At 59.0% G+C, this 24792-nt stretch carries 29 protein-coding genes; 18 read left to right on the top strand and 11 right to left on the bottom strand.

Going from position 1 to position 24792, the window contains the following annotated elements; translation table 11 throughout:
* Nucleotides 1-72 precede the first annotated feature (72 nt).
* Genes CH74_RS02205 through CH74_RS19905 form a run of 5 tightly spaced genes read left to right on the top strand, consistent with a single transcriptional unit; the run spans nt 73 to nt 3680 of the window.
* Entirely contained in the window at nt 73-1086 is a 1014-nt protein-coding gene (locus CH74_RS02205; RefSeq protein ID WP_156181311.1) for an ABC transporter substrate-binding protein, read from the top strand.
* Complete coding sequence (locus CH74_RS02200) at nt 1074-2081, top strand: PQQ-dependent catabolism-associated beta-propeller protein (RefSeq protein ID WP_082140255.1); 1008 nt, start codon at nt 1074-1076, stop codon at nt 2079-2081. The genes CH74_RS02205 and CH74_RS02200 overlap by 13 nt, the downstream gene beginning before the upstream one ends.
* Nucleotides 2078-2872 (top strand): ATP-binding cassette domain-containing protein, encoded by a 795-nt coding sequence (locus tag CH74_RS02195; protein WP_253272906.1) that lies wholly within the window; start codon nt 2078-2080, stop codon nt 2870-2872. The genes CH74_RS02200 and CH74_RS02195 overlap by 4 nt, the downstream gene beginning before the upstream one ends.
* Nucleotides 2869-3309, top strand: coding sequence for an ABC transporter permease (locus CH74_RS19910; RefSeq protein ID WP_253272905.1), 441 nt, complete (start codon nt 2869-2871; stop codon nt 3307-3309). The genes CH74_RS02195 and CH74_RS19910 overlap by 4 nt, the downstream gene beginning before the upstream one ends.
* Before the next feature lie 17 nt (nt 3310-3326).
* The gene (locus CH74_RS19905) at nt 3327-3680 is read left to right on the top strand and encodes an ABC transporter permease (protein WP_253272904.1); all 354 of its coding nucleotides are present in this window, start codon (nt 3327-3329) and stop codon (nt 3678-3680) included.
* A gap of 19 nt (nt 3681-3699) precedes the next feature.
* On the opposite strand, the gene CH74_RS02185 is transcribed toward CH74_RS19905, so the two are convergent.
* Entirely contained in the window at nt 3700-4098 is a 399-nt protein-coding gene (locus CH74_RS02185) for a hypothetical protein (protein ID WP_048305840.1), read from the bottom strand.
* A 168-nt stretch (nt 4099-4266) separates the two neighbouring features.
* Between CH74_RS02185 and CH74_RS02180 the strand changes: the two genes are divergently transcribed.
* Nucleotides 4267-5097: an ion transporter gene (locus CH74_RS02180; protein WP_048305839.1), complete on the top strand. Its 831-nt coding sequence runs from the start codon at nt 4267-4269 to the stop codon at nt 5095-5097.
* 30 nt (nt 5098-5127) lie between these two features.
* On the opposite strand, the gene CH74_RS02175 is transcribed toward CH74_RS02180, so the two are convergent.
* Nucleotides 5128-5508 carry a hypothetical protein gene (locus CH74_RS02175; RefSeq protein WP_048305838.1) on the bottom strand — a complete coding sequence of 127 codons (381 nt, stop codon included), beginning with the start codon at nt 5506-5508 and terminating at the stop codon, nt 5128-5130.
* Nucleotides 5501-5971, bottom strand: coding sequence for a PepSY domain-containing protein (locus CH74_RS02170; protein ID WP_048305837.1), 471 nt, complete (start codon nt 5969-5971; stop codon nt 5501-5503). Before CH74_RS02170 ends, CH74_RS02175 begins: the two co-directional genes overlap by 8 nt.
* Nucleotides 5972-6108: 137 nt before the next feature.
* On the opposite strand from CH74_RS02170, the gene CH74_RS02165 reads away from it, so the two are divergent.
* From CH74_RS02165 to tal, 4 genes are all read left to right on the top strand, one after another.
* Entirely contained in the window at nt 6109-6441 is a 333-nt protein-coding gene (locus tag CH74_RS02165) for a PepSY domain-containing protein (protein ID WP_048305836.1), read from the top strand.
* 25 nt (nt 6442-6466) lie between these two features.
* Nucleotides 6467-7138 (top strand): response regulator transcription factor, encoded by a 672-nt coding sequence (locus CH74_RS02160; RefSeq protein ID WP_048305835.1) that lies wholly within the window; start codon nt 6467-6469, stop codon nt 7136-7138.
* Nucleotides 7138-8553 carry a HAMP domain-containing sensor histidine kinase gene (locus CH74_RS02155; protein ID WP_156181309.1) on the top strand — a complete coding sequence of 472 codons (1416 nt, stop codon included), beginning with the start codon at nt 7138-7140 and terminating at the stop codon, nt 8551-8553. The genes CH74_RS02160 and CH74_RS02155 overlap by 1 nt, the downstream gene beginning before the upstream one ends.
* An 80-nt stretch (nt 8554-8633) precedes the next feature.
* Nucleotides 8634-9587: a transaldolase gene (tal, locus tag CH74_RS02150; protein WP_048305834.1), complete on the top strand. Its 954-nt coding sequence runs from the start codon at nt 8634-8636 to the stop codon at nt 9585-9587.
* A 184-nt stretch (nt 9588-9771) separates the two neighbouring features.
* Here the strand turns inward: tal and CH74_RS02145 are convergent, their stop codons facing one another.
* Together CH74_RS02145 and CH74_RS02140 are read right to left on the bottom strand one after the other, a co-directional pair.
* Nucleotides 9772-10797 carry an LLM class flavin-dependent oxidoreductase gene (locus tag CH74_RS02145; protein WP_048305833.1) on the bottom strand — a complete coding sequence of 342 codons (1026 nt, stop codon included), beginning with the start codon at nt 10795-10797 and terminating at the stop codon, nt 9772-9774.
* A gap of 92 nt (nt 10798-10889) precedes the next feature.
* The gene (locus CH74_RS02140; protein WP_048305832.1) at nt 10890-11498 is read right to left on the bottom strand and encodes a YqaA family protein; all 609 of its coding nucleotides are present in this window, start codon (nt 11496-11498) and stop codon (nt 10890-10892) included.
* 114 nt (nt 11499-11612) lie between these two features.
* Here CH74_RS02140 and CH74_RS02135 point away from each other — a divergent pair, with 114 nt between their 5' ends.
* The 4 genes from CH74_RS02135 (at nt 11613) to CH74_RS02120 (ending at nt 15968) form a co-directional block, all read left to right on the top strand.
* Nucleotides 11613-13247: a BCCT family transporter gene (locus tag CH74_RS02135; RefSeq protein ID WP_048305831.1), complete on the top strand. Its 1635-nt coding sequence runs from the start codon at nt 11613-11615 to the stop codon at nt 13245-13247.
* 61 nt (nt 13248-13308) lie between these two features.
* On the top strand, nt 13309-13482 hold the full coding sequence (locus tag CH74_RS18540) for a hypothetical protein (protein ID WP_156181307.1): 174 nt from the start codon (nt 13309-13311) through the stop codon (nt 13480-13482).
* A gap of 39 nt (nt 13483-13521) precedes the next feature.
* Complete coding sequence (gene hdhA / locus CH74_RS02125; protein WP_048305829.1) at nt 13522-14289, top strand: 7-alpha-hydroxysteroid dehydrogenase; 768 nt, start codon at nt 13522-13524, stop codon at nt 14287-14289.
* Nucleotides 14286-15968, top strand: coding sequence for a serine hydrolase (locus CH74_RS02120; RefSeq protein ID WP_156181305.1), 1683 nt, complete (start codon nt 14286-14288; stop codon nt 15966-15968). The genes hdhA and CH74_RS02120 overlap by 4 nt, the downstream gene beginning before the upstream one ends.
* A gap of 109 nt (nt 15969-16077) precedes the next feature.
* On the opposite strand, the gene CH74_RS02115 is transcribed toward CH74_RS02120, so the two are convergent.
* A complete protein-coding gene (locus CH74_RS02115; protein WP_048305828.1) occupies nt 16078-16455 on the bottom strand; it encodes a hypothetical protein in 378 nt (125 codons plus the stop codon).
* Between the two features lie 81 nt (nt 16456-16536).
* The gene (locus CH74_RS18070) at nt 16537-16704 is read right to left on the bottom strand and encodes a DUF1127 domain-containing protein (RefSeq protein WP_082140254.1); all 168 of its coding nucleotides are present in this window, start codon (nt 16702-16704) and stop codon (nt 16537-16539) included.
* 167 nt (nt 16705-16871) lie between these two features.
* Here CH74_RS18070 and CH74_RS02105 point away from each other — a divergent pair, with 167 nt between their 5' ends.
* Nucleotides 16872-18308 (top strand): PLP-dependent aminotransferase family protein, encoded by a 1437-nt coding sequence (locus CH74_RS02105; RefSeq protein WP_048305826.1) that lies wholly within the window; start codon nt 16872-16874, stop codon nt 18306-18308.
* Nucleotides 18309-18330: 22 nt separating this feature from the next.
* Here CH74_RS02105 and CH74_RS02100 read toward each other — a convergent pair whose 3' ends face one another.
* Complete coding sequence (locus tag CH74_RS02100; RefSeq protein WP_048305883.1) at nt 18331-19590, bottom strand: MFS transporter; 1260 nt, start codon at nt 19588-19590, stop codon at nt 18331-18333.
* Nucleotides 19591-19740: 150 nt separating this feature from the next.
* Between CH74_RS02100 and CH74_RS02095 the strand changes: the two genes are divergently transcribed.
* Nucleotides 19741-20436 (top strand): extensin family protein, encoded by a 696-nt coding sequence (locus CH74_RS02095; protein ID WP_048305825.1) that lies wholly within the window; start codon nt 19741-19743, stop codon nt 20434-20436.
* A gap of 85 nt (nt 20437-20521) precedes the next feature.
* Here CH74_RS02095 and CH74_RS02090 read toward each other — a convergent pair whose 3' ends face one another.
* The 3 genes from CH74_RS02090 to aguA all read right to left on the bottom strand — a co-directional run bounded on the left by CH74_RS02090 (nt 20522) and on the right by aguA (nt 24093).
* Nucleotides 20522-21133: a superoxide dismutase gene (locus tag CH74_RS02090; RefSeq protein WP_048305824.1), complete on the bottom strand. Its 612-nt coding sequence runs from the start codon at nt 21131-21133 to the stop codon at nt 20522-20524.
* 224 nt (nt 21134-21357) lie between these two features.
* Complete coding sequence (locus tag CH74_RS02085; protein WP_053070596.1) at nt 21358-22818, bottom strand: PQQ-binding-like beta-propeller repeat protein; 1461 nt, start codon at nt 22816-22818, stop codon at nt 21358-21360.
* A 135-nt stretch (nt 22819-22953) separates the two neighbouring features.
* Complete coding sequence (gene aguA, locus CH74_RS02080; RefSeq protein WP_048305823.1) at nt 22954-24093, bottom strand: agmatine deiminase; 1140 nt, start codon at nt 24091-24093, stop codon at nt 22954-22956.
* Nucleotides 24094-24268: 175 nt separating this feature from the next.
* On the opposite strand from aguA, the gene CH74_RS02075 reads away from it, so the two are divergent.
* Together CH74_RS02075 and CH74_RS02070 are read left to right on the top strand one after the other, a co-directional pair.
* Complete coding sequence (locus CH74_RS02075; protein ID WP_048305822.1) at nt 24269-24583, top strand: hypothetical protein; 315 nt, start codon at nt 24269-24271, stop codon at nt 24581-24583.
* 55 nt (nt 24584-24638) lie between these two features.
* Nucleotides 24639-24792: helix-turn-helix domain-containing protein (locus CH74_RS02070; protein WP_367379075.1), on the top strand; the 154-nt coding region annotated here is incomplete at its 3' end.

Genomic DNA, 24792 nt, shown 5'->3' with positions numbered 1-24792 from the left:
ACGGCCCGCTGCCCTGGAGCCCTTGTCGGTGCTCGATCCGGTGCTGGACGATGAGGGCGTTCAGGCGCGCGCCTGGCGATCGCTGATAACAATACCGCCGGACAGTTTCTGGGCCAGGAGTTCGTTCTCGTCGAGGCGATCGTTGCCTCTAAAGACGAGGTCCCTGAGGGCCTGCAGCGGCTTGTCGGGAAGGGCGCCGACTGGATCGTCAGCGGTCTGCCGCGAGAGGCGCTGAAGGTACTCATGGAAGACCCGGCCCTGGGCGATCGGCTGGTGTTCAACGCCGCCGCGCCGGACGATGCCCTGCGCGGTGAGGCGTGCCGGAAAAATCTTTTTCATACCACTCCCAGCCGGCGCATGCTGGCGGATGCCCTGGCCCAGTTTCTCGGCTACAAGCAGTGGACTCGCTGGGCGCTGGTGCATGGCAATACCGAGGAGGATCGTCTTCGCGTCGAGGCTCAGCGCGCTGCGGCCAAGCGTTTCGGTCATGACATCGTCGATGAGGCAACGTGGCCCTACGATCCCATGGCGCGCCGCGCCGAGGGCGGCTTTCACGCCATTCAGCGGGAAATCCCCGTGTTTGTGCAGGCATTCGCCGAGCACGACGTGCTGGTCATTGCCGACGAGAACGACTACTTCGGCGAATACTTTCCCTACCAGACCCGGCTGCCTCGTCCGGTGGCCGGCACTCAGGGACTGACGCCCACCGCCTGGCACCGGGCCCATGAATCCTGGGGCGCGGTGCAGCTGCAGCGGCGTTTCGAGGAGCAGGCAGGACGCTGGATGACGCCCCGGGATTTCGCCGCCTGGCTGGCGGTACGCTCTCTCGGGGAGGCGGCGGCCCGCACCGGCTCAGTGGAGTCCAAGGCACTGCGCGACTACATGACCGGCGAGGCGTTCGAGCTGGCCGGCTACCTGGGCCTGCCGGTGAGCTATCGCCCCTGGAACCATCAGCTGCGCCAACCCATTCTGGTCACCGGGCCGCGCATGGTGGTGTCTGTTTCCCCCCAGGAAGGCTATCTGCATCCGGTGTCACCGTTGGATACGTTAGGCGTCGATCAAGGAGAGTCCCAATGCCGTTTTTAGGAACAACAACAATTAAACGCACCGCTTCTAGCGCTACCCTGGCGGTTTTCCTGCTGCTGCCCACGGCGGTCCTGGCGGAGCGTATCTTTGTCTCCAATGAGAAGGACAACACCGTCTCGGTGATCGACGGCGAGACCTTGGAAGTCGTCGAGATCATCAACGTCGGGCGACGCCCCCGGGCCATGGCGTTCAGCAACGATGGCAGCGAGCTGTTCGTGGCGGTTGGAGACGACGAGGCCATCGACATGATCGACCTCGAGACATTGAAGGTGGTGCGCAGCCTGGCCTCCGGCGAGGACCCGGAGGTGATTCGCGTCGACCCCAACCAGCCCTACATCTATGTATCCAACGAGGACGACAATATCGTTTCGGTACTGGACTATCAGCAGCGCCGTCGCGCCACCCAGATTCCCGTGGGCGTCGAGCCCGAGGGGCTCGGGGTCAGCCCGGACGGCAAATGGCTGATCGCCACCTCCGAGACCTCGAACATGGCCCACATCATCGACCTTGAGTCCATGGAGGCGGTCTATCATCGTCTGGTGGGGGCGCGACCTCGCCATGTGGAGTTCACCGAGGATGGCAGCAAGGCCTGGGTCTCCGCGGAAATCGCCGGGAAAGTAGCAATCATCGACATGCAGGACACCTTTGATGTCGTCCACAGCATCGACTTCGAGGTGCAGGGGGTGCCCAAGGAAGCGGTGCAGGCCGTGGGCATGCAACTGACCTCGGATGGACGCTACGCCTTCGTCGCCCTGGGGCCTTCGAATCGGGTGGCGGTGGTGGATCAGCAAAGCTATGAAGTGCTCGACTATCTGCTGGTAGGTCAGCGGGTCTGGCATCTGGCGCTCAACGCGGACGAGAGCCGGCTGTTCACCACCAACGGCGTCAGCGGCGATGTCACGGTGATCGATGTCGAGGGCGATGTGGACGATTTCAAGGCGATCCGCTCCATCTCCGTGGGCCGCTTTCCCTGGGGAGCGATCGTCGAGCCGTGAGTCACGATGGCAGGGCGCCGCTGCAGGTTTCTCGAGCCTCGATCTACGAGGGCTCGGATGCGACTGCGTTGCAGGTACAGGATCTAAATTTCGGCTACAAGGGCAGTCCGGTGCTGGAAGCGGTGTCCTTTATCTTGAAGGCAGGGGAGTTCGCGGTGCTGCTAGGCCCCAATGGCGCGGGCAAGACGACGCTTTTTTCCCTGATCACCCGCTTGTACGACTATCGGCAGGGAAACATTCGCGTCGGGGAATTCGATCTGCAGCAACACCCTGATAGGGCTCATGCTCGAATGGGAGTGGTGTTCCAGCAGCCTACCCTGGATCTGGATCTTACGGTCAAACAGAATCTTGCGTACTTCGGCGCCTTGCATGGCATGGCGCCCAGGCTCGCTCGGCAGCGCGCCATGGAACAGCTTGCACGACTCGAGGTGCAGCAGAGCCTGAATTCCCGGGTACGCCATCTGTCCGGGGGGCAGCGTCGCCGAGTGGAGATTGCACGAGGGTTGCTGCACGAACCGCGCCTGCTGCTGCTTGACGAGCCCACGGTGGGGCTCGATATCGCCTCGCGCCGGGGGCTGGTCGAGCACGTTCATCGTTTGTGTCGTGAGCAGGGAGTGGCAGTGCTGTGGGCGACGCATCTCATCGACGAGGTCGATCCGAGTGATCGGGTGATCCTGCTGCATCGCGGTCGGGTACGTGCCCAGGGCAGCGTGACGGATATGCTGGTCCAGGCGGATGTCGCGACGCTGAGCAAGGCCTATGATCGTCTCGTTCAAGGTGTCCCGTCATGAACCTGGCCGCCTACGGCCACTGCCTGCGCGGGGTGGTGGGGCGCGAGCTGCTGCGCTTTTTGCACCAGCGCAGCCGCTTCGTGGCGGCATTGGTCAGGCCGCTGGTGTGGTTGTTCGTGTTCGCCGCGGGGTTTCGTATGGCCTTGGGTGTGGCCATGACCGAGCCCTATCAGACCTACGTTCTCTACGAGGTCTATATCGTGCCGGGGCTGGTGGGAATGATTCAGCTTTTCAACGGCATGCAGAGTTCGCTGTCCATGGTCTACGACCGGGAGATGGGCAGCATGCGAGTGCTGCTGGTCAGCCCTTTTCCTCGCGGATATCTGCTGATGTGCAAGCTGCTGGCGGGCACTCTGGTTTCCATCCTGCAAGTCTATGTATTCCTGGCGATCGCCTATGCATACGGCGTGCAGCGCCCTTACTTGGGTATGTGCTGATACTGCCGGCGCTCATTGTGACCGGCTTTCTGGTGGGGGCGCTTGGCATGCTGCTGTCGAGCGCCGTGCGTCAGCTGGAGAACTTCGCCGGCATCATGAACTTCGTGATCTTCCCGATGTTCTTTCTGTCCTCGGCGCTTTATCCGCTATGGCGCCTACAGGAGGGCAGCGAGCTGATCTATCGAATCGCCTTGTTCAATCCTTTCACCCATGCGGTGGAGATGATTCGCTTCGCGCTATACGAACAGTTCAACATTGAAGCGACGCTGATCGTGCTGGCGACCACTCTGGTACTGCTTTGGCTTGCAATGATTGCCTACAGCCCGGCCAAGGGCATGATGACCCGCCGGGGTGGGCCGGGCGGGGAGTAGTGCGGGTTCGGAAAAGAGCTCAAAAACAGCGCAGATCGGCTTCTGCCTGGGCACTACGAAAGGCTCGCAGACGATCCTGCATGCTGCGTTCGGTGCGAAACAGCATGCCTGCCTCTCCTCGCTGCTCCTGCATGCTCAAGATGGTTTTGACCGCTTCATATGCCTCGTAAGGCATCAACTCCGCGATGACATCGATGCTGCAGGAACATTTCTGCATGGTCAGGTAGCTTTGATCGTTGGCGGCCATGCAGCCAAGTACGTAATCCACCCGCTCTTCGGTGGAGTATTCCTGAAGATGACTCTGAGATGCTTTCTCGGCATTGGCCGGCAGCGCCGCGAAAGCGCACGAACTCAGCAGGGCCAGAAACAAAAGGCATCGTGGGTGTTGAAAGCAGGCGATGATCTTATGATTGTGCATACGCCACCTCGGTCGTGATCACTGCAAGAAAAAACTGCATTCATCCACTTCCAAGTATGGCACCTTCGAGAGGTTTGCATCATCGAAGCAAGAAATTCGCGTCTTTTCTTGCCGAGAGCCATGACGTAAGGTTCTGCCCTGGTATCTCAATCAAAGCCCATCGTTTTCATGAAAGATCACATTACGCCTTTCCAGCTCGTGCTGCTGGTGCTCTCCTTCTATGTGCTGGGCGCCTTGATTGCCGATCTATTCTTTAACTTGTCGCCGGAAATGAGCCGGCTCCTCAACTATCTTGATATTGTCGTCTGCATATTCTTCTTTCTCGATTTCAGTATTCGCTTCTACGCGGCACCGAACAAGCGGCGTTTCATGCGCTGGGGCTGGATTGATCTGCTGGCGAGTATCCCGGCGGGGCTGTTCATGGCGGGGCGGCTGGTGCGTATCGTGCAGATTCTGCGTGTGCTGCGGGCGATCAAGTCGATGCGTATGCTATGGCGGCTGATGTTTCGCAATCGCGCCAAGGGCATTTTTGCCTCTGCCGCCACCACCACGCTGCTGCTGGTGGCCTTCGGTTCCATGACCATTCTGCTAGTGGAAAGCCCTAATCCGGACAGCCCCATCGATACGGCGGAAGAGGCCCTGTGGTGGGCTTTCGTGACGGTCACCACCGTAGGCTACGGCGACTATTATCCAATCACCACGCTCGGGCGTGTGGTTGCAGTGCTTTTGATGATTTGCGGGGTTGGCTTGTTCGGTAGCTTCGCGGCCTATGTCGGGTCGCTGTTCATCGACGATCAAAGCGACGAGGACGAACGCCAGCACCAGGCGAGTCGGCGCATGATACGCCATGTCTATCAGGAGATGGGGGAGCTGCACGCGGAAATACGCGCCATGCGAGAAGAGATCAGGGAGCTGCGTACGCTACGTCTGGATCAGGATGTTGGCCTGCAAGGTGGCTCGTCGGCATCCTCGAGGGATACAAAGGATACCGACACCTAGTCACCTGACTTTTTATTAACTAGCATCGATTCACTGCTTGATCCGGTAATCGCCTTCCAGCACCTGCTGTTCGCGATGAGAGCGTTGATGTTCAGGTTGGGCAGAGCCTGTGCCAATGTCCTGAGCCTGATCGGCCCGCATCTGCTCCATGCGCTTTTTCATGCGATGGCGCACCAGCGGCAGCATGAGCCAGCCAATCAGCAGAAAAAACAGGCCGAACAGGGTGCCTACGACCATCACTACCCCGAACATCAGCCAGGTCAGGATCAGCTTGAATCCGTTGCTCTTGGAACCATTGCTTGTGGAGCCGCTGGCATCCGCGGTAGGGCGCGCCTGACGCGCCCGTGCCTGCCATTGACGTGCTGCCTGCCAGGCAGCGTTGTCCGAACGGTTGTTGCTCGATTCAGTCATTCTCTACTCCGGTGACCGAGAAGTCATTGCCATCCAAGCGCATTTCGACTTCCTGGTTCTGTGTGTCGTAACCCTCGATCTCGATGCTTGCGTCCCTATCGACCTCGAACTTCTCGAATCGTTGCAAATCCGAATCAAAAGCATTGTTCAACGCCTGACGAACCTCGTCGCCACTCAGCGCCCAGTCCGGCACTTGATCCTTATGGCGCTTTTCTTCGATCAGGCTGCCATCCTCCACGGTCATCTCCACCTCAAGCTGCCAGCCATCCTTGCCCCAGCCCTCGAGTTCGAGCCGATCGCCATCGTCCATCGAGATCTCTTCATAGTGAGTGAAGCCGTACTCATCCGCCTTGTCGAGCAGCGACTCGAGCTGTGAGCGCTCCACCTGGCCGTCATCCGCCCACACCGGTGAAGTGAAGCCGATCAGCGCAACGGGGACCATGAGAAGTGGTAAGGTTTTCATATCGTATTCTCCATGCTTTTGGTTTCAGTCATTTACCGGACAAATACCGGATGAGCTCACTCTAGGCCAATCAACCTTGCACGGGGCTGAAGAGTTGGTTCATCGTTCGTTCATGTTGTTCTTGGCAAGCTTTACCCATGCGAATTCTTTATCTTGTGCTGCCTTTATTGACGGCGTTGATATGGCTTGCCGACACGTTGCCCGCCGGGGCGAACGATGATTGGCGCGGCCTGCATGATGAGGTGCAGAGTGGGCGTTTGGTCGCGCTTTCCTCGGTACTCGACTGGCTGGAAGCGCATTATCTTGGCGAAGTATTAGAGGTCGAGGTGGAGCGGGACGATGGCAGGATAGGTTACGAGGTGGAGATGCTTGGCCCCCAAGGGCAGCTGGTGGAGTTCGAGTTCGATGCTACCAACGGCGAGCTGATCGGCATCGAAGGGGTCAATATCGACGCCATGCAGCGGCAATGAAGAAGCGGTCGCAAAAGGGGAGGCAATGAAAGTACTGCTGATAGAAGACGACCATGCCTTGGCTCAGGCATTGAGTGAAGCACTGCGAGATGCGGGATTGATCGTCGAGACGGCGCCGAACGGCAGCGAAGGCGATTTCCTGGTGCGCACCGAGCGCTATGATGCGGTAGTACTCGATCTGGGGCTGCCGGACGGGGATGGTACCCGCTGGCTTTCTCAGTGGCGCGACGACGGCCTGGATCTGCCGGTACTCATCTTGACCGCCCGCGAACGCTGGTCCGACAAGGCCGCAGGCTTCTCCGCCGGTGCGGATGACTATGTCACCAAGCCCTTCGAGACCGGTGAGGTGCTGTTTCGCCTGCGGGCGCTGGTGCGGCGCAGCCACGGCCATTCTCATCCAGTGCTGAGTAGCGGCGCACTGACTTTCGACACCCACAGCGGCAGCGTCACCCTGGCCGGGCGGCCGATCAATCTGACAGCCCAGGAAGCGCGTTTGCTGGCCTATCTCATGCATGCCGCGCCGCGCACCGTCAGCCGCAGTGAGCTTTCCGAGCACGTCTACGATCGTGACCATGAACCGGATTCCAACGTCATCGATGTGCAGATCAGCCGGCTGCGACGCAAGCTCGGCAGCGAGCGTATCGAAACCCTGCGAGGTCAGGGCTATCGCCTGGTGGCCATCGAGACACCGGCCTAATGCGAGCCATACTCGGCCCGGTTGTGCATTGGAGCCTGCGGCGACGGCTGATGGTGGCGTCTTTGGTGCTGGTGCTATTGGTGCTGCCCCTGGCAGGGGTAGGGCTTGCCTACAATTTTCGCGATGCAGTCACCGGGTCGTTCGATCAGCGCTTGTCATCGCTATTGCAGGTCATCCTGGTGCGGCTCGAACAGGATCCGATCAGTCGCCGGCTCGATGAATCCCTGGATCTGGGCGATCCGCGTTTTTCAAGAGTGTTCTCCGGCTGGTACTGGCAGGTGACCGATACTCGCGATACGACCTTGGTTTCCCGCTCGCTGTGGGATCAACGACTTCCAGTGATTCAAGCGCAAGGTGAGACGCTGCGCAACGCTCAGGGCCCCCGGGGAGAGCCACTTCGCATAGCCGAGCGCGATGTGCGTTTGCCGGGCTATCCTCACCGCCTGCACGTTAGCGTGGCGGCCTCCCGTGAGGAGTTGAACGCGGAGGTGGCCCGCTTCGAGTGGCTGTTGGGGCTGTCGCTTCTGACGTTAGGAGGACTGCTGCTGGTCGGGCTGGCCCTGCAGATTCATTGGGGGCTGGCACCACTGCGACGTCTGCATACCAATCTGCGTGCCATCGAAAGTGGCGAGCGCAAGCGGCTGGAGACGCATCTGCCCGGTGAACTCCGGGAACTGGCTCAGGCCATGAACGAAGTGCTCGAACGGGACGAGCGAATGCTTACCCGAAGCCGCGATGCGGCAGGCAACCTGGCTCATGCCTTGAAGACTCCGGTCAGCGTGCTCAAGACCCTGGCGGATCGCCTTCCCGAGACGCCACGACAGCAAGTGCGGGGAGAAGTGGCCCGAATCGATACGGCGGTACGTCATCATCTGTCCCGGGCCTCCGCTGCAGGAAGCGCGCTTCTGAGCGGCCGCGTCGGGCTGAAAGCGACCATCGCGCCGGTGGTCGAGGGGCTGGCACGCCTGGCGGAGCGCCGGGGCATCCTGTTTGAGCAGAACATCGACGAGGCGTTCAATGTGCGCATGGACCCTCAGGATTTGCAGGAGCTGGTGGGTAATCTGCTGGAAAACGCCCTGCGCTGGGCTGAAACATGGGTGGCTCTGAAAACGCAGGCAGCGAATGACGGTCTATGGCTGAGCATCGATGACGATGGCCCGGGCATGAATCCGCAGCAGCGGGAACGAGCGCTAAAGCGCGGCGCTCGGCTCGATGAACGACACCTCGAGGCTGATCCTGGCTTTGATCAGAGCCCCGATACCGGCTTTGATTCAAGCCCCAGCGCCGGCTCTGGGCTGGGGCTTGCTATCGTCGAGGATCTGGTCGCGCTCTATGGCGGGCAGCTGCAGCTGGAAGAGTCCACTCTTGGCGGTCTATGCGTCCGGGTCTGGCTGCCGAGCAAGATATCGCGCTGACGATTGGACACGAAGTTGCGTTACCATGCGCATCATCCCTTCAGCAATTTTTCTATATACGCCTGTCAAAGGAGTTCTTCATGTCCAGCCAACTGGATGCTCTCAAACAACACTCGATGGTGGTGGCCGATACCGGTGATCTGGACGCCATTCGCCGCTACGAGCCTCAGGATGCCACCACTAACCCGTCGCTGATCTTGAAGGCCTTCGATCTGCCCGGCCACCAGGCGCTGATTGACGAGACCCTGGCAAAGGTAAAAGGCGATACAAGCGATACCCAGGCGCGGATCGATCAGGCGGTGGATCGTCTGTCGGTGGCCATTGGCAGCGAGATCGCCGGCATCGTGCCGGGACGGGTTTCCACTGAAGTAGCCGCAAAGCTCTCTTTTGATAAGGACACCAGCATCGCCAAGGCCCACCAGCTGATCGAGCTCTACGATCAACACGGCATCAAACCCGAGCGGGTGCTGATCAAGCTAGCCTCGACCTGGGAAGGCATTCGCGTTGCGGAGACGCTGGAACGCGAAGGCATTCAATGCAATCTCACGCTGCTGTTCAGCGACGCCCAGGCCCGGGCCTGCTTCGATGCCGGTGTGCATTTGATCTCGCCCTTCGTGGGCCGCGTCACCGACTGGTACAAGAAAGAGACCGGCAAGGAGTACGCGCCGGAAGACGACCCCGGTGTCCAGTTCGTACGCAATGTCTGCCGGGTGGCCAGCAACTACCGTTATGACACCGTGGTCATGGGGGCGAGCTTTCGCACCACCGGGCAGATCCTGGCCCTGGCGGGCTGTAATCGCCTGACCATCTCACCGGCGCTGCTCGAGGAGTTGGCCGGTAGCAAAGGCAATGTAGAGCGCAAGATCAGCGATGTGGGGGAGGCCAGCGAGCGCCTGACGCCCCTGAGCGAAGCCGAATTCCGCTGGGGCCATAACGAAGACACCATGGCCAACGACAAGCTGGCGGAAGGCATTCGCCGCTTTGCCGCGGATCAGAACGAACTCGAGCAGCGTATTCAGGCGCGTTTGGATTAAGGATTCCTGATCCCCTGCTTTTCCAGCGTCTTCGACGCTGAACTGCAGGGGGCAGGACATAAAGCGGTACGCAGATTCCGACGCCCGGCATAGGGCTCGATGCACCTATCGCTCGCTGAAGCGATCTCCTACAGATGGTTGATACCGCAGGGTTTTGTAGGAGATCGATTTATCGGGCGATGGATCAAACCGAATCCACATGAAACGTTGAAGAGCCGTTTTTCCACACATCGGCCAAAATCTCGAAGGAGCGCTTGCGGTCCACCTGACGATAGACGTCCGTTGCGATCATCAGCTCGTTCGCCTGGGTCTGTTCCAGAAAACGCTCCAGGCCTTCCCGCACCCTGTCCGGGCCGCCGATCACTGCAGCCCCCATGTTCTGGCTGACCATGGCCCGCTCCTGAGGCGACCAATCCAGGCTTTCCGTCGGCGGCAGTGCGCGAGTGCTGCGTCCGCGAATCAGGTTGAGAAACTTCTGCTGGGCGGTGGAGGCAAGATAAGTCGCCTGGGCATCGTTGTCCGCAGCGATCACCGGCATACCTACCATGGCATAGGGCTCGTCGAGCACATGGGAAGGTTGGAACTGTTCGCGATACAGGCGCAGTGCCTCGAATAGATAGCCCGGGGCGAACTGGGCAGCGAAAGCGAAGGGCAAGCCTAGCCGTGCAGCCAGCTGGGCGCTGTAACCGCTCGAGCCCAGCAGCCAGATCGGCACATGAGTACTCTGGCCAGGATTGGCCCGCACTCGTTGGTCCGGCAAGGGATCGCCTAGATAGCGGCGCAGTTCATCAAGCTGGTCCGGGAAGTCGCTTACCCCAGAGCGCGGGTCCCGGCGCATGGCCGCCATGGTCGCGCCATCCGAGCCCGGTGCACGCCCCAACCCAAGATCGATGCGTCCCGGGTAGAGGGTTTCCAGGGTGCCGAACTGCTCGGCAATCACCAGGGGCGGATGATTGGGCAGCATGACGCCGCCGGAGCCGACGCGAATATGCTGGGTGGCACCGGCCACATGCCCGATCAATACCGCCGTGGCGGCGCTGGCGATGCCGTCGATGTTGTGGTGCTCGGCAAGCCAGTAGCGGTTGAAGCCGAGGCGTTCCACATGCTGGGCTAGCTCGACGGTATCGGCAAAGGTTTCACCGACGCTGCCGTTTTTGCGAATGGGCGCTAGATCCAGTACGGAAAGTGGGATATTGGCGAGCTGATTCATTGAGCCTCCCGAAAGGGTGAGGGCGCTAATTTGTTAGCGCCCTTATTATTCTCTTTTCTGGGGGCGTCGATATCGGATTGCAAGGCTGAGGCTTATATGAAGTAGTCCTTGAACTGCCAGACAAGCCAGGCCAGGAGTATCAGCAGCAAAAGCACACCCACCTTGCGGGAATGCTTTTTCCAGATCCGCATGGCGGCATCACCGAATATTTGTACCAGCAGCGCCAGACCAAAGTAGCGCACGCCCCGCGCCATAAAGGCCGCCGCCAGAAACAGCAGGAAGGGATAGTGGCCGGCACCGGCCACCAGCATGGCAATCTGAAAGGGCACCGGCGTGATGCCGATGGCCAGAATCGCCAGGAAGCCCTGCTCCTCGAAACGAGTCTGGAAGCTGTCGTAAGCCTGCTGGCCGCCGAAGAACGAGATCAGCGTGTCTCCCCATTGATCCATCGCCAGACTGCCTAGCCAAAAACCAATAGTGGCCGCCACCAGATTGCCTGCCAGGGCAACGGCAGCGATACGCCACTTTTTGTCCGGATGAGACAGCATCCAGGGAATGATGATGATTTCGATGGGAATGGGGATCAGCAGGGTTTCTAGCATCGAGGCCAGAAACAGCAGCCAATAAGCATGGTTCGACCGGGCCAGCCGATCGAGCCAGGCGGTAGAAGAGGCAAATGAGGTGAAGGAAGGTAAAGGCATGCGGCGACTGTGTAAGTAGATGATAGAAAGGTTTGCTGCCGGGTGTATTAGAGTGCTGTGATCTATAAGCTATCGCAGCAATAGTCTATACGGTATTTCGCCCAAGGAAGAAATATGGCCAGTTTTGGACGTCAACGCGTCTTTATTATCTCTGCTTTGATTATCGTTGCCCTAGTGGCAGTCGGTGCGGCCTTTCCGACTCAGTTCGGTACTGCCGCAAGCTCCGCGCTAGGGATTATCGGTCGTTATTTCGGCTGGTTCTATCTGTTCTCGGTGTTCGGCTTCGTGCTGTTTCTGTTCGCACTTGCCTTCAGCAAGTACGGCAAGATCCGCCTCGGGCCCCAGGATAGCACGCCCACGTACAGTTTCTTTTCCTGGATCAGCATGCTGCTGGCCGCCGGGTTCGGAGTGGGGCTGGTGTTTTATGGCATGGCGGAACCCATGACCCATTATCTGAATCCGCCCTATGGCGATGTTGCGCCAGAAACCGCCGCTTCCGCCCGCTACGCCATTCAATATAGCTTCTTCAACTGGGGCATTCATCAGTGGGCGGCATTCTCCATCGTCGGGCTGATCATTGCCTATTTCCAGTTTCGCAAGGGCCAGGCGGGGCTGGTTTCCTCGGTGCTCTCATCCGTGACTGCCAAGCGCCCCAAGGCAAGAAAATTGGCGCCGGCGTTGGATATCTTCGCGGTGGTGGCTACGGTCATGGGGGTGGCTACCTCGGTTGGCCTGGCGGTACTGCAAATCAACGGCGGCCTGCATGCGGTTTTTGGCGTCGAGGAAAGCGCGCTTTGGAAGTTCATCATCATGGGGGCGATGTTCGTTTGCTACATGCTATCGACCTGGTCCGGGTTGGATAAAGGCATCAAGCGCCTGTCCAACATCAATTTGACCCTGTGCTTCGTGCTCATGTTCTACGTGCTGTTCACCGGGCCCACCCTTGCCATTCTCGAGACCATCACGACGGGGATTGGCGACTATTTGCAGAACTTCATCGTCATGAGCCTGCGCACTACGCCCTACAGCGACAATACCTGGGCCAACGATTGGACGATCTTCTACTGGGCCTGGGTCATCGCCTGGTCGCCTTTCGTCGGCACTTTTGTGGCACGTGTTTCTCGCGGCCGTACCATCAAGGAGTACGTGTTCGGCGTGCTGGTGGTGCCACCTTTGCTGGCCTGTCTGTGGATCGGCATTTTCGGTGGCGCGGCAATTCATCTGGAGATGTCCGGCGACGTCGGTCTGGCCGCCGCCACGAATGAGAACATCACCGTGGCGCTGTTTCAGATGTTCGATCTGATGCCCTTTTCCGAGGTGCTGTCCGTGGTGGCCTTGTGCTTAATCTTCATCTTTCTGGTCACTTCCGCGGATTCCGCCACTTACATTGTGGCGCAGATGACCGACGGCGGTTCAATCAATCCACCGCTTTACAAGCGCGTGGCCTGGGGCGTGCTCATTGCCGCCATCTGTCTGACCCTGATCATCGCCGGTGGCCTCAAGGGGTTGCAGTCCGCAGCGGTGCTCTCGGCGCTGCCGTTCACCTTCATCATCTACGTCATGATCGTTGTGTTGATCAAGGAGCTGCGCGCCGATCGCCGCGCCATGCTCACCGCGCTCTATCGGCGTCATGGCGAGACCCCGGTGGGGGCGGATGCGTTTGAAGCGGAACAGATGGCGGATGAGGATCGCTATCGCCGAGCGCCGGATGTGGTCAATCGGCGGATCAACCCGCGCACCGCCAGATAGGAGTGATGTTCAATCGATGGTGCTAAGCTAATACAGTCAAGGCTGAGTACCGGACGATGTCATGTCTTCATCCAAAAGGTCTTCATTCAACAGATCTTCCAGCTCTTCCCGGCGCGGGGCAACACGACGCTCCGCGCCGGGAAGCGATCGCTGGCTCAATCGCTTGCTCGATATTGCCGTGGCCTCTGCCCTGCTGGTGGGCAGTGCGGCGCTGTTGATCAGCCAGTTCCAGTGACCCCTTCCCACTCTCATTTCATTGAAAAGGAGATTTCATATGTACGATCCGCAACACTTTCGACTCGACGATCAAGTGGTGCTGATCACCGGCGCTGGGGCCGGTATCGGCCAAGGGATTGCCGAGACGTTTGCCGGCGCCGGGGCCGCAGTGCTGGTCAGCGATTTGGACGCGGAGGCCGCCAGCGCGGTAGCTGAGGGAATTACTCGGCAAGGCGGTCAGGCAGCGAGCACGGCTTGCGATATTACCAAGCAAGAGGATCTCGAGCGGGTGGTGAACGAGGCCGTGGAGCGCTTTGGCAAGCTCACCATCCTGGTCAACAACGCCGGGGGCGGCGGGCCCAAGCCTTTTGATATGCCCATGGAAGACATGCGCCTGGCCTTCGAGCTGAACGTGTTTTCGGTGTTCCGGCTTTGTCAGCTCGCCGCCCCTCATATGGAGGCGGCAGGGGGCGGAGCGATTTTGAACATCTCGTCCATGGCCGCGGAGAACAAGAACGAGCGCATGGCCTCCTACAGCTCATCCAAGGCCGCGGAAAGCCATCTGACCCGCAACATTGCCTTCGATCTCGGGCCCAAGAAGGTGCGCATCAATGCCATCGCACCAGGCGCTACCCGCACCGACGCACTGAAATCCGTACTGACAGACGAGATCGAGGAAAAGATGCTGGCTCATACTCCGATCAAGCGCCTGGGCGAACCCGAGGACATTGCCAACGCAGCGCTTTTTCTATGCTCACCGGCGGCTAGTTGGATCAGCGGTCAGATACTGACCGTGTCCGGCGGTGGCGTTCAGGAACTCGAATGAAGACAACAACGATGAAGACATTGATGGTAGCGGCGGTTGCCGCATCTGTAGCGCTGGTTGCGCCCGCCGCCATGGCGCAGGAGTCGACACAATCCCAGGAGGCGCCGCCCCTGTCGGCCCAGGCCTCGAACCCCGAAACCCTGGGCTGGATGCAGGGCTTTCCACCCCCGGCGGACAAGACGATTCGCTTCACCGATCCGGATTATTTCGCCTTTCCCAAGCTGCGCTGGACGGCCTGTCATTTTCGCGAACTGATGCCGACCACCGGCGTGCGCAGCGGCGCCGAGGGCCAAAGCGGCTTGCCTTACTCACTCGATCCCGCCATCGATGCGGTGACGTTCACGCCCCTTGGCGGCGATGACCCCATGACCTGGGATGAGGCATTCGATGCCAACTACACCGACGGCCTGCTGGTGCTGCATCATGGCCGGGTCGTCTATGAGCGCTATGACGGCTGCATGAACGAGACCACGCTGCACGGCGCCATGTCCGTCACCAAGAGCCTGACCGGGCTGCTGGGCGAGACCCTGATCGCCGAGGGTACGCTGGATGAAACGGCCCTGGTGGGCGACCTGATTCCTGAGCTTGAAGACAGCGCCTTTGGCGATGCCACGGTGCGCCAGGTGCTGGAAATGACCACCGCCCTGGACTACTCCGAAGATTATGCCGACCCAGAGGCAGAGGTATGGACCTACGCTCAGGCCGGCAGCCCGCTACCCAAACCCGAGGGCTATGAGGGCCCGCGCAGCTACTTCGAGTTTCTTCAGACCGTGGAGAAGAAGGGCACTCACGGCGAGGCGTTTGGCTACAAGACCGTCAACGCGGATGCGCTCGGCTGGCTGATCGCCCGGACGACCGGCAGGACCGTATCGGATTATCTGGCGGACAGGATCTGGACCCGAATCGGCGCCGAGCGCGAGGCGTTTTACACGGTGGACTCCATCGGCACCCCTTTCGCCGGAGGCGGGTTCAATTCGACCCTGCGGGATCTGGGTCGATTCGGTCAGCTGGTGCTGGATGAAGGACGCTGGCAGGGCGAGCAGATCATTCCATCTGATGCCATCGAACGCATCCGGGAAGGCGGCGACAAAGACGCCTTTGCCAAGGCTGGCTACGATACGCTGAAGGGTTGGAGCTATCGCGGCATGTGGTGGGTAAGTCACGACGATCACGACGCCTTTGCCGCCCGCGGAGTTCATGGCCAGACTGTCTGGATCGATCCTACGGCGGACATGGTCATCGTGCGTTTCGCCTCGAACCCGAAGGCCGCGAACGCGGCCAACGACCCCACCTCGCTTCCTGCCTATCGCGCCGTGGCGGAGTATTTGATGAAACAGGAAAACGCACCGCAGCTGGTTGGGCCTGAATGGATGATCGAGGATATAGCAGGTCGTGGTGTGATCGACATGAGTCCGGCCAGTCTGCAGTTTCTACCGGAAGGCCGCTTGGCGGGTAATGCCAGCTGCAATCGTTTGATGGGCAGTTACGAGAACACGAAAGAGGAGCTGTCGATCGCGCTTGCAGGCACCACCCGGATGGCCTGCCCGGAGGCGCTAATGAATCAGGAGCGCCGACTACTGGACATGTTGCCCAAGATCACTCGCCATTCCATCGACGACATCGGCGCGTTGATTCTAGAAACTTCCGCTGGGGAAACGATCACCGCTCGGCGGCAGTAAAACTCCCGCATCGCATACTGGCGACAGGCCTGCCGCCAGTATGCGTATTGGTCTCAAACCGGCGAACTGCTGGTATAGCCCAGACCAAGATGGAATACCCGAGCGAAGATCAGGTGCCTACCCCCCAGGCGGCATTGACGATAAAGCCGATCGGGAAGACCGCGAGGCTGAAGCCACGCCCTTTCAGCGGGAAAACGATAATCATGGCCACCAGGGTCAAAGCGATACCGCCGAACAACAGCGCCTTCCACCACTGCCCTTCGACGACATTGAAGTGGTTGAACAACCACAGCATGAGAACGCCCCAGAGCCCGCCCCAAAAACTGGCCGAGAACCAGGCCGGCACACCGAACGGTGGCGTCGGAGAGGCGTTGTAGGGCGCTGAGGGAATGACGCCAAAGGCATGCAGCAGTCCGGCCGCCGCCTGATGAAAGCAGATCACCGCCAGAAAACCGGCGATGAAGGCAAGAGCGATGAAACGCGCCATAAAAACTCCACAAATAGTATGTCGTAGGTTTGGAGCCTCAGTATGGGGCAAGATCAAGGAATCTGCATTCGCCTCGATCGATCACTCTTTCCAGAAAGGCTTGCGGCCTTCGCGAACCGCGTCGACTCGGGACAGACCGATGTCCTTGAGCTGGTGCAGATCAAGCTCGAGCAGCTGTCGTCGGGAATATCGACGACGCTGATATTCACGCAGCCTGGCAAAGCATCGACTGATGCGCATTAAGAGCATGACGTCTCTCCTGTTGGCGGGTTTCATCAACAGGTTGCGCCTCTCATCAAATGCAATACAGATTCAGGAAAATATAAAAAAAGGATACAGATAAGAAATAAAGCCGGTTGTATGGTGTTTGATACGCTAATCTGTACCGGTAACGCGAACAGGGAGCGCTATCTGTTATGAATCGCTATGAACAAGTGGCGGTTGTCCTGCGCGAGCGGATGGAGCACGGCATCTATCGCGTCGGGGACCGCCTGCCCTCGATCAGGGCGCTGTGCCGTGAGTTCGAGGTCAGTGTCTCCACGGTGCAAACCGCCTATGGCCGATTGGAAGACGCGGCATTAGTCGAGGCGCGCCCCAAGTCTGGTTACTACGTGCTGCCGCGTCAGACACCGACGGTGTTACCGGCGCCGACTCGACCCGCTCAGCGACCGCTAGAAGTGTCCCAATGGGACCAGGTATTGGATCTTGTGGCCGCGCCCGGAAGCGATGAAATATTGATGCTGGGCAATGGCATTCCCGATCTCGAAAGCCCCACGCTCAACCCGCTGAAGCGTGCGCTGGCCGGCCTGCATCGCCGTAGCGGCCGCCATGGGCTCAACTACGATACGCTGATTGGCAGCCTTGAGCTGCGCCACGAAATTACGCGTCTGGCAACGGCTTCCGGCTGTCTGCTGCACCCAGACGACGTGCTGATCACCACCGGCTGCCAGGAGGCATTGTCGATCGCCATTCGCACGCTGGCCTCACCAGGAGAGGTCGTCGCCGTGGACTCGCCGAGCTTCTACGGCACCATGCAGATATTGAAGGCCCTGGGCCTCAAGGCACTGGAAATCCCCACGGACCCCTGTACCGGCATCAGCCTCGAAGCGTTGGAGCTTGCCCTGGAGCAGTGGCCGATTCGTGCTATTCAGGTCACGCCGACCTGCAACAATCCGCTCGGCTATACCATGCCGGCGTCGCGCAAGCGCGCCCTGGTAGCCTTGGCCCAGCGCTTCGACGTGGCGATCATCGAGGATGATATCTACGGCGACCTGGCCTTCACTACGCCACGACCCAAGACACTCAAGGCCTTCGATGACGATGGCCGGGTGCTGCTGTGCAGTTCGTTTTCCAAGACCCTGACGCCGGGATTGCGGGTCGGCTGGATCGCGCCGGGACGCTATCGGGATCAGGTAATGCACATGAAGTACGTTTCGACCGGCGCCTCGGCGACCCTGCCGCAGCTGGCGGTGGCGGAGTTCATCGCCAAAGGCCATTACGCGCATCACCTGCGTGAGATGATCCGCCAGTACCAGCGTCACCGCGACATTCTGCTTGGCTGGGTCGAACAGCATTTTCCTGCGGGCACTGGCGTAAGCTATCCCCAAGGGGGGTTTCTGCTGTGGCTGGAGCTGCCAGGAGACGTCGATTGCGTACGCCTCAACGAGCGGCTGGCAGTGTCGAACATTCGGATCGCGCCGGGATCGCTGTTCTCCGCCTCAGGCAAGTATCGCCACTGTCTGCGGCTCAACTACGCCTTATCCTTGACGCCAACGGTTGCCGTGGCAGTACGCAAGGTAGGCGAGACGGTCACGCAGATGATGGCGGAGGCCGAGACGACGACAGTGACGTGAATCGTTGCAATAGTCTTGACGCCTAGGCAGCCGTAGCATCATCGAAGCGGTCCACTTGGCGCAGCGGCTTGAAAGCGCTCATCCAGATAGCCACCACCGCCAGGGTGCCGACACCGCCGATCACCGCCGCCGGCACTGCACCGAACCAGGCCGCGGTGGTGCCGGCACGGAATTCACCGAGTTCGTTGCTCGAGCCGATGAACAGCATGTTGACGGCGTTGACCCGGCCTCGCATCTCGTCCGGCGTGGCGAGCTGGATCAGGGTCATGCGGATGTTCACGCTGATCATGTCCGCGGCGCCGGCAATAAGCAGCGCGACAAACGACACCCAGAATACCGTCGATAGTGCGAACACCAGGTTGGCGACACCAAAGATTGCCACCGCCGTGAACATCACCAGGCCCACATGACGCTTGATGCTGTGCAGGCCCAGGTAGAGCCCCATCAACAGCGCGCCGACGGCAATGGCGCTGCGCAGCGCGCCCAATCCTTGGGGGCCGACCTGCAGAATTTCCTGAGCATAGATAGGCAGCAAGGCGATGACACCCCCCAGCAGCACGGCGAATAGATCCAAGGAGATGACCCCTAGAATAATAGGCTTGGCACGGATATAACCGATGCCAGCGGTAAAGCGTTTCCAGGCGGTCGATTCCATCTGCGTGAAGGTTTGTTTATAAAGCACAGGAACGCGGATCAGCAGTAGCAAGGCCAGCAGGAAATAGCCCAGACACACCGCGTAGGCCAAGCTGCCACCGTAGGCGTACAGGATGCCGCCTAGAAGCGGTCCGCCGATCACCGCGATCTTCATGATCGAGCTGTTCAGGGCAATCGCCTTGGCCAGCTGATCGCGGGGCACGATTTGAGGCAGCAGGCTTTGCAGGGTAGGGCCGGTGAAGGCCCGGGCACAGCCGAACAGCGCCAGGACCGCGTAATACCACGTTACTTGAGCTGTCGAAGAAAGGGACAGCCCCAGCAGCAGTGCGCTGCACAGCGCCTGCAGCGCCCAGCTCAATTGAAGAATGCGCTTACGATCAAAGCGATCCACCAGATCCCCGGCGGGCAGTAACAGGACAACCATGGGCAGAAACTGCGCCAGGCCGACATAGGCCAATGCCAACGGGTCCTTGGTGATGGCATAGACTTGCCAGGCGACCACCACCGCCTGTATCTGCATGGCAAATACCGCCGCCAGGCGTGAAACCAGAAAGGAAAGAAAGCCGGGCTGGCGATAGACAGGGGCGTCGTCGGGTTCGTCTAGTGAAGATGATGTAGCGGAAGTCATGAAAATGCCGATGAACAAGTGGGGGAGTAATTCTAGACCCGCGAAAAAGATGGGTCATCTAGGCTAATGACTATTTGGCTAACAGAATTGCCACTTCTGACATTCGATGCTTCAACTGAGATACGCTGACACGCTTTTTGTTGGAATACCATGCGCACTAACTTTCTGATTCTGCTCTCGATCATCATTGGCATCGGCTTTGACAAGCAGTGGTGGACGATCCCGCCAGAGTGGGTGCCCTGGCAGCCGCTACAGGTTGCCGATCCACTGACGCCGGTGACTCAATGGAAGCTTTCGCGACTCGAGAGTGATCGCGATGGTTGCCTGGCGGCGTTGAAAACCGCGCCAGACGGTAGCCTACGCTACACGCCCCTTGCGGATTACACTCCGGTTGCCGGCTGTCCGCTGACCAACGTGGTCCGGGTTCAGCGCGGCGAGGCATCGTTCAATCGCAGCTTCGTGGCGGCTTGCCCGTTGGCGTTGAGCTGGACGCTTTATGAACGACACCGGCTACAGCCCTTGGCGCAAGAGCTGTTCGGTCAGCCGATTTCTCAGGTACAGCACTACGGCAGCTTCGCCTGTCGCAATATCTACAATCGCAAGAATGCTCGGCGCAGCGAACACGCTAGTGCGTCAGCATTGGATGTGGCGGCGTTTCGGCTCGAGAATGGTCAGCGTATCGAGGTATTGAAGGATTGGGGAAACGAAGGGAAGGCAGGCATCTTTTTAAAGCGTGCCCAAAAAGGGGCCTGTGGTCTGTTCGGTACGGTACTGGGGCCGGATTACAACGCCGCCCATGCCAATCATTTTCATCTAGGTATGCGCGGGATGAACGTCTGCCGATAGTGCTGGCCGTCGTCCAGAAAGGCGAAGGGGAAATCAGGTAAGAAAAAGCAAGGCCGGGAACCAGAGACGATTCCCGGCCTGGAAATCAGCTGACAGCCGCCTGATAGCGACGCTCAACTTCGGACCAGTCGACCACCTTGTAGAAGGCTTCGATATAATCCGGACGCTTGTTCTGATACTTCAGATAGTAGGCGTGCTCCCAGACATCCAGCCCCAGTACCGGGGTGTTGCCATGCATCAGGGGGCTGTCCTGGTTCAGAGTGTTTTCCACCACCAGCTTCTTTTGCGGTGTGACGCTCAGCCAAGCCCAGCCACTACCGAAACGACTCACCGCCGCCTTGGTAAAGCTTTCCTTGAACGCATCGAAGCCACCCAGTTCGTCATCGATGGCCTTTGCTACCTGACCCTCGGGCTTTCCGCTACCCTGAGCCGACATCATCTTCCAGAACATCGAATGGTTGGCATGCCCGCCGCCATTGTTGATCACCGCCTGGCGCTTGTCCTCCGGCACCTGGTCAATGTTGGCCATCAGTTCATCGACGGGCTTGTCTTCAAGACCAGTGCCTTCGAGGGCAGCGTTGAGGTTGTTGACGTAGGTCTGATGATGCCGCGAATGGTGGATTTCCATGGTCATCGCATCGATGTTGGGCTCCAACGCATCGTAGGCATAGGGTAATTCGGGCAATGAATGTGGCATGAGAAAAGACCTCCAAGTCTAGGTTTCAATCAAGGTTCCAGCTTATTTTCGCTTTCGTCACCGCAACTACCATCGGCGACAATCTGGGTCGTCGCCACGCTACAGGACTCGCTGTAACAACGCCAGTCGTCGCATCCGACCGACCTTATAACCCTTGTCGGTCAGACTAGTAGCGATGACCCGAGTTCGCCAGTACCCGGCGAGCGCGCGACACAACATTGGTTTCACGCCGACTTGCGGATGGCTCTGATCAGGAGTATCACGAGCATCATGATGAGCAAAAACCCCAGCAAAGGCAGAGCGTACACGTAGATGACGAAGGGCACCAAGTTGCTGTTTTGCCCGGCGGTGTCATTTGCCCTAATGATCTCCTCGGTTGGCACGGCGTAGACGTTGGTATCCTGACTTGCAACGATCAGATTGTCGTTGACAAGAATAGGCCCGGACGGAGCCAGAGTCCCGCCTAGCATCTTCCTGCCCAGCAAGTCCCCCGATTCGGTGTCAAAACCGTAGACTAACCCTTTCGCGTCGGTAAAGTAGACAACATCGCCATCAGCGACCGGTGGCGCCTTGTTGACGTGGCTCTCGTACTCCCAAAGCTGTTCGCCATTTTCTGCATCGAAAGCGTAAAATTTCTTGGTAATGGGACTGCCGACAAAAAGCTTGCCATTGTAGAGCATGGGAGCGCCGGACTTGTTGTTGAATACCATGGCGCCTTTACCCAAGGATCTTTCCCAGACAATATCGCCACTGTTCGTATCCAGGGCATAAAGATCGTGCTGAGAGCGTTTGTAAGGTTTCCTGCCGACGAGCCTGCCAACGGATAGTCTCAGAATCTGCTCATAGGTCTTGCCCACCCCGTCCGCATCGAAGACCTCCTTCAATGACAGGAACTCGTCTGCCACCTTGACGCCGGTGGTGTAGACCAGGCCGCTGTCCGAGACTATTGGAGGAACATCGTCCAGTCCCGTCGTCACGTTCTCGATCAAGGTAGCCCACTTTATTTCTCTTGTTCCGAGGTTCACGGCCTGAAAAGCATAGGGCCGTGAGCCACCCACGTATAAAATGCCGTCCTTGATGACCGGAGACGACATGCTGACGATGCTGCCCAGATTCAGCGACCACTTTAGGGCGCCGTCATCTGGTGCAAGACCGTACAGATGCCGATCGCCGGTGGTCACATAGACAGTGTCGTCGTGAAAGGCGGGGGTGGGCATCACCTCGCCGTCCGTCTCGAAATTCCACGCGATCTCTCCGGTCTCTGGGTCCAGGCTCAGCACGCCGCTCTCGTCGGTACCGCGTATCTGCTCGTCTTGGTAGAACCGATTGCCGTAGCCCACGAACAATTGGTCATCGGCGTAGATCATTTCCGAATGCACCCAGTTGGGTGCCCGGTTTTTCCACAGCCGCTCGCCGCTCTCCAGATTGAAGGCTTGCAGATTGCCCGAGTCGTGATTGCCGATGTAAATCCTGTTGCCCACCACCACCGGCGTGGAGCGCACTTCGTTGTCGGTGGTAAACACGGAGGCAATGCCTGAAAGCGCATCGTTCGTCACGACCGGGTTGTTCTTAGGATTGAGTCGGTACTGGGGCCAGGTCTTGCTGTCCTCGGTAACGGCGACAGCAGAGTAGGCAGGGGGCCATGAAGTGATGATCAGGCACACAAAGAGAGTCAGTCTTTTCAAGAAGTTTTCCGGCTTTTGTTGGTTATGGCACCAAGGTTATCATCCTTGTTCTTAGCTATCGGCTGAGGGGGTTTCCATGGCGCGTACCAGATTTAGGATGCTTGAACGTCAAAACTACTCATAAGAATAGTCGAACTACACTGAAGTGCCGCCCCTATATTTAATGAGGTGGCTTCTGGGCTGCTGCTGGGTAATGCAGTGGACATTGCCACCCCCCAGTAGAATTTCGCGGGCCGGCACGCCGAGGACGCGCCTGTTAGGAAAGAGAGCTTCGAGGATGGTCTTGGCTTTATCGTCATGAGCAGGATCGAGCAGCGGCATGACGACGACCGAGTTGCCGATGTAGAAATTGACGTAGGAGCCGGCCATGCGATCGCCGGGCTGGCGGGGCTTCGAGCCACTCAAACGATCGACGCCGCTGGCTTCCGTTGCTGCGATGGTGAGCGGCCCGGGCTGGGGCAATAAATGAACCTCGAGGCGGCGTCCCTTGGCATCTGTTGCGCCTTCCAGAATCTCCCGTGCTTCCTGGCAAATGCCATGCTGCGGATCGTTTACATCATCGGTCCAGGTCAGTGCCACTTCACCCGGGGCGATGAAGCAGCACAGGTTGTCGACGTGACCATTGGTCTCGTCCTGATAACAGCCCCGGGGCAGCCAGATGATCTTGCTCACCCCGAGAAAGTCGCAAAGCAGGCGTTCGATATCCGCCTTGCTCCACTCCGGGTTGCGATTGGGGTTGAGCAGGCACTCCTCGGTGGTGATCAACGTGCCTTCCCCATCCACATGGATCGCCCCGCCTTCCAGCACCAGCGGCGAGATGAAGCGCTCGATTCCCAGCATCTCGGCGATCTTGCCGCGAATGCGCCGATCCTTGTCCCAAGGGAAATAGAGCCCGCCATTCAAACCGCCCCAGGCATTGAACTCCCAATCCACCATCGCCAGACGGCCATCCGTATGAGTGAGAAAGGTCGGACCGACGTCTCGCATCCAGGCATCGTTGCTGGAGAGTTCCACCACGCGAATATGAGCAGGCAAATGGTAGCGGGCGTTCTCGTACTGATCGTCGTTGACCCCGACGAATACCGTCTCGCTCTCGGCGATGGCACTGGCGACAGCCACAAAGGACTCCTGCGCCGGCTTGGCGCCATAGCGCCAGTTGTCAGGCCGTTGAGGCCAGAGCATCCAGCAAGCATCGTGGGGCGCGAACTCCGCTGGCATGGCAAAGCCGAGTTCGGCAGGCGTCGGGGTGCGGTCTGAAAGGTTGTTATTGGTCATGGCGATCGCGAGACTGTCGAGTGGTGTTTCAGCTTTACACACTGCCGCCGAAGGCGCCATGGTACGTTTTATTCAACATCTGGAGGAAGCCAGCCGCGAGGCGTTTGAGTAGTGCCTCCTTGTCCCTGACCGCTATCAATCTTGCAAAACTACGTCATTGACGTATATTGCTATCATGCTTACCATCATCGAAACGCCTACATTTGAAGCGGACGCCAGAAAAATCTGGACCGAGGAGGAGCGAAGCGCTTTCTTTGCTTGGCTGGCAGCCAATCCTGAAATTGGCGATCCCATCCCAGGTAGCGGTGGGTGCAGAAAGGTTCGTTGGTCGGTAGCGGGTTCAGGAAAGCGTGGTGGGGTGCGAGTCATTTACTTCACTAAGCTGGCAAATGGTGAGATATGGTTGTTGGTGATCTACAAAAAAGCCGTTAGGGACAACATACCCGCGCATATCCTGAAGTCGATTCGTGAGGTATTGGAAGATGAGTAACGAGATTTTGAGTGCCGAGGAGCTTGGCGACAAGCTCCTCCAATCTGTCAAAGAGATGAAAGCGGGTAAAGCCGCACGAACCAGTCGCGTAGAGCCTAATGAGGTGGCAGAAGCACGGAGTAGAACCGGCCTGACTCAAATAGAGTTTGCCGAAGTGCTGCATATTTCTGCACGCACGTTGCAGGAATGGGAACAAGGTCGGCGTAAGC

The sequence above is a fragment of the Halomonas sp. PR-M31 genome, assembly GCF_001039575.1.
Classification (GTDB): domain Bacteria; phylum Pseudomonadota; class Gammaproteobacteria; order Pseudomonadales; family Halomonadaceae; genus Modicisalibacter.
The sequence above is the reverse complement of the archived record's forward strand: the minus strand, read 5'-3'. Positions and strand labels throughout refer to the sequence as shown.

Coding starts and splice junctions, on each gene's coding strand:
- CH74_RS02180 (WP_048305839.1), top strand. CDS start 4,267: ATGAAAGATCACATTACGCCTTTCCAGCTCGTGCTGCTGGTGCTCTCC.
- CH74_RS02145 (WP_048305833.1), bottom strand. CDS start 10,797: ATGAATCAGCTCGCCAATATCCCACTTTCCGTACTGGATCTAGCGCCC.
- CH74_RS18540 (WP_156181307.1), top strand. CDS start 13,309: ATGTCTTCATCCAAAAGGTCTTCATTCAACAGATCTTCCAGCTCTTCC.
- CH74_RS02140 (WP_048305832.1), bottom strand. CDS start 11,498: ATGCCTTTACCTTCCTTCACCTCATTTGCCTCTTCTACCGCCTGGCTC.
- CH74_RS02185 (WP_048305840.1), bottom strand. CDS start 4,098: ATGCACAATCATAAGATCATCGCCTGCTTTCAACACCCACGATGCCTT.
- CH74_RS02075 (WP_048305822.1), top strand. CDS start 24,269: ATGCTTACCATCATCGAAACGCCTACATTTGAAGCGGACGCCAGAAAA.
- CH74_RS02105 (WP_048305826.1), top strand. CDS start 16,872: ATGAATCGCTATGAACAAGTGGCGGTTGTCCTGCGCGAGCGGATGGAG.
- tal (WP_048305834.1), top strand. CDS start 8,634: ATGTCCAGCCAACTGGATGCTCTCAAACAACACTCGATGGTGGTGGCC.
- CH74_RS02120 (WP_156181305.1), top strand. CDS start 14,286: ATGAAGACAACAACGATGAAGACATTGATGGTAGCGGCGGTTGCCGCA.
- hdhA (WP_048305829.1), top strand. CDS start 13,522: ATGTACGATCCGCAACACTTTCGACTCGACGATCAAGTGGTGCTGATC.
- CH74_RS02135 (WP_048305831.1), top strand. CDS start 11,613: ATGGCCAGTTTTGGACGTCAACGCGTCTTTATTATCTCTGCTTTGATT.
- CH74_RS19910 (WP_253272905.1), top strand. CDS start 2,869: ATGAACCTGGCCGCCTACGGCCACTGCCTGCGCGGGGTGGTGGGGCGC.
- CH74_RS18070 (WP_082140254.1), bottom strand. CDS start 16,704: ATGCTCTTAATGCGCATCAGTCGATGCTTTGCCAGGCTGCGTGAATAT.
- CH74_RS02115 (WP_048305828.1), bottom strand. CDS start 16,455: ATGGCGCGTTTCATCGCTCTTGCCTTCATCGCCGGTTTTCTGGCGGTG.
- CH74_RS02165 (WP_048305836.1), top strand. CDS start 6,109: ATGCGAATTCTTTATCTTGTGCTGCCTTTATTGACGGCGTTGATATGG.
- aguA (WP_048305823.1), bottom strand. CDS start 24,093: ATGACCAATAACAACCTTTCAGACCGCACCCCGACGCCTGCCGAACTC.
- CH74_RS02175 (WP_048305838.1), bottom strand. CDS start 5,508: ATGACTGAATCGAGCAACAACCGTTCGGACAACGCTGCCTGGCAGGCA.
- CH74_RS02090 (WP_048305824.1), bottom strand. CDS start 21,133: ATGCCACATTCATTGCCCGAATTACCCTATGCCTACGATGCGTTGGAG.
- CH74_RS02170 (WP_048305837.1), bottom strand. CDS start 5,971: ATGAAAACCTTACCACTTCTCATGGTCCCCGTTGCGCTGATCGGCTTC.
- CH74_RS02095 (WP_048305825.1), top strand. CDS start 19,741: ATGCGCACTAACTTTCTGATTCTGCTCTCGATCATCATTGGCATCGGC.
- CH74_RS02100 (WP_048305883.1), bottom strand. CDS start 19,590: ATGACTTCCGCTACATCATCTTCACTAGACGAACCCGACGACGCCCCT.
- CH74_RS02200 (WP_082140255.1), top strand. CDS start 1,074: ATGCCGTTTTTAGGAACAACAACAATTAAACGCACCGCTTCTAGCGCT.
- CH74_RS02160 (WP_048305835.1), top strand. CDS start 6,467: ATGAAAGTACTGCTGATAGAAGACGACCATGCCTTGGCTCAGGCATTG.
- CH74_RS02155 (WP_156181309.1), top strand. CDS start 7,138: ATGCGAGCCATACTCGGCCCGGTTGTGCATTGGAGCCTGCGGCGACGG.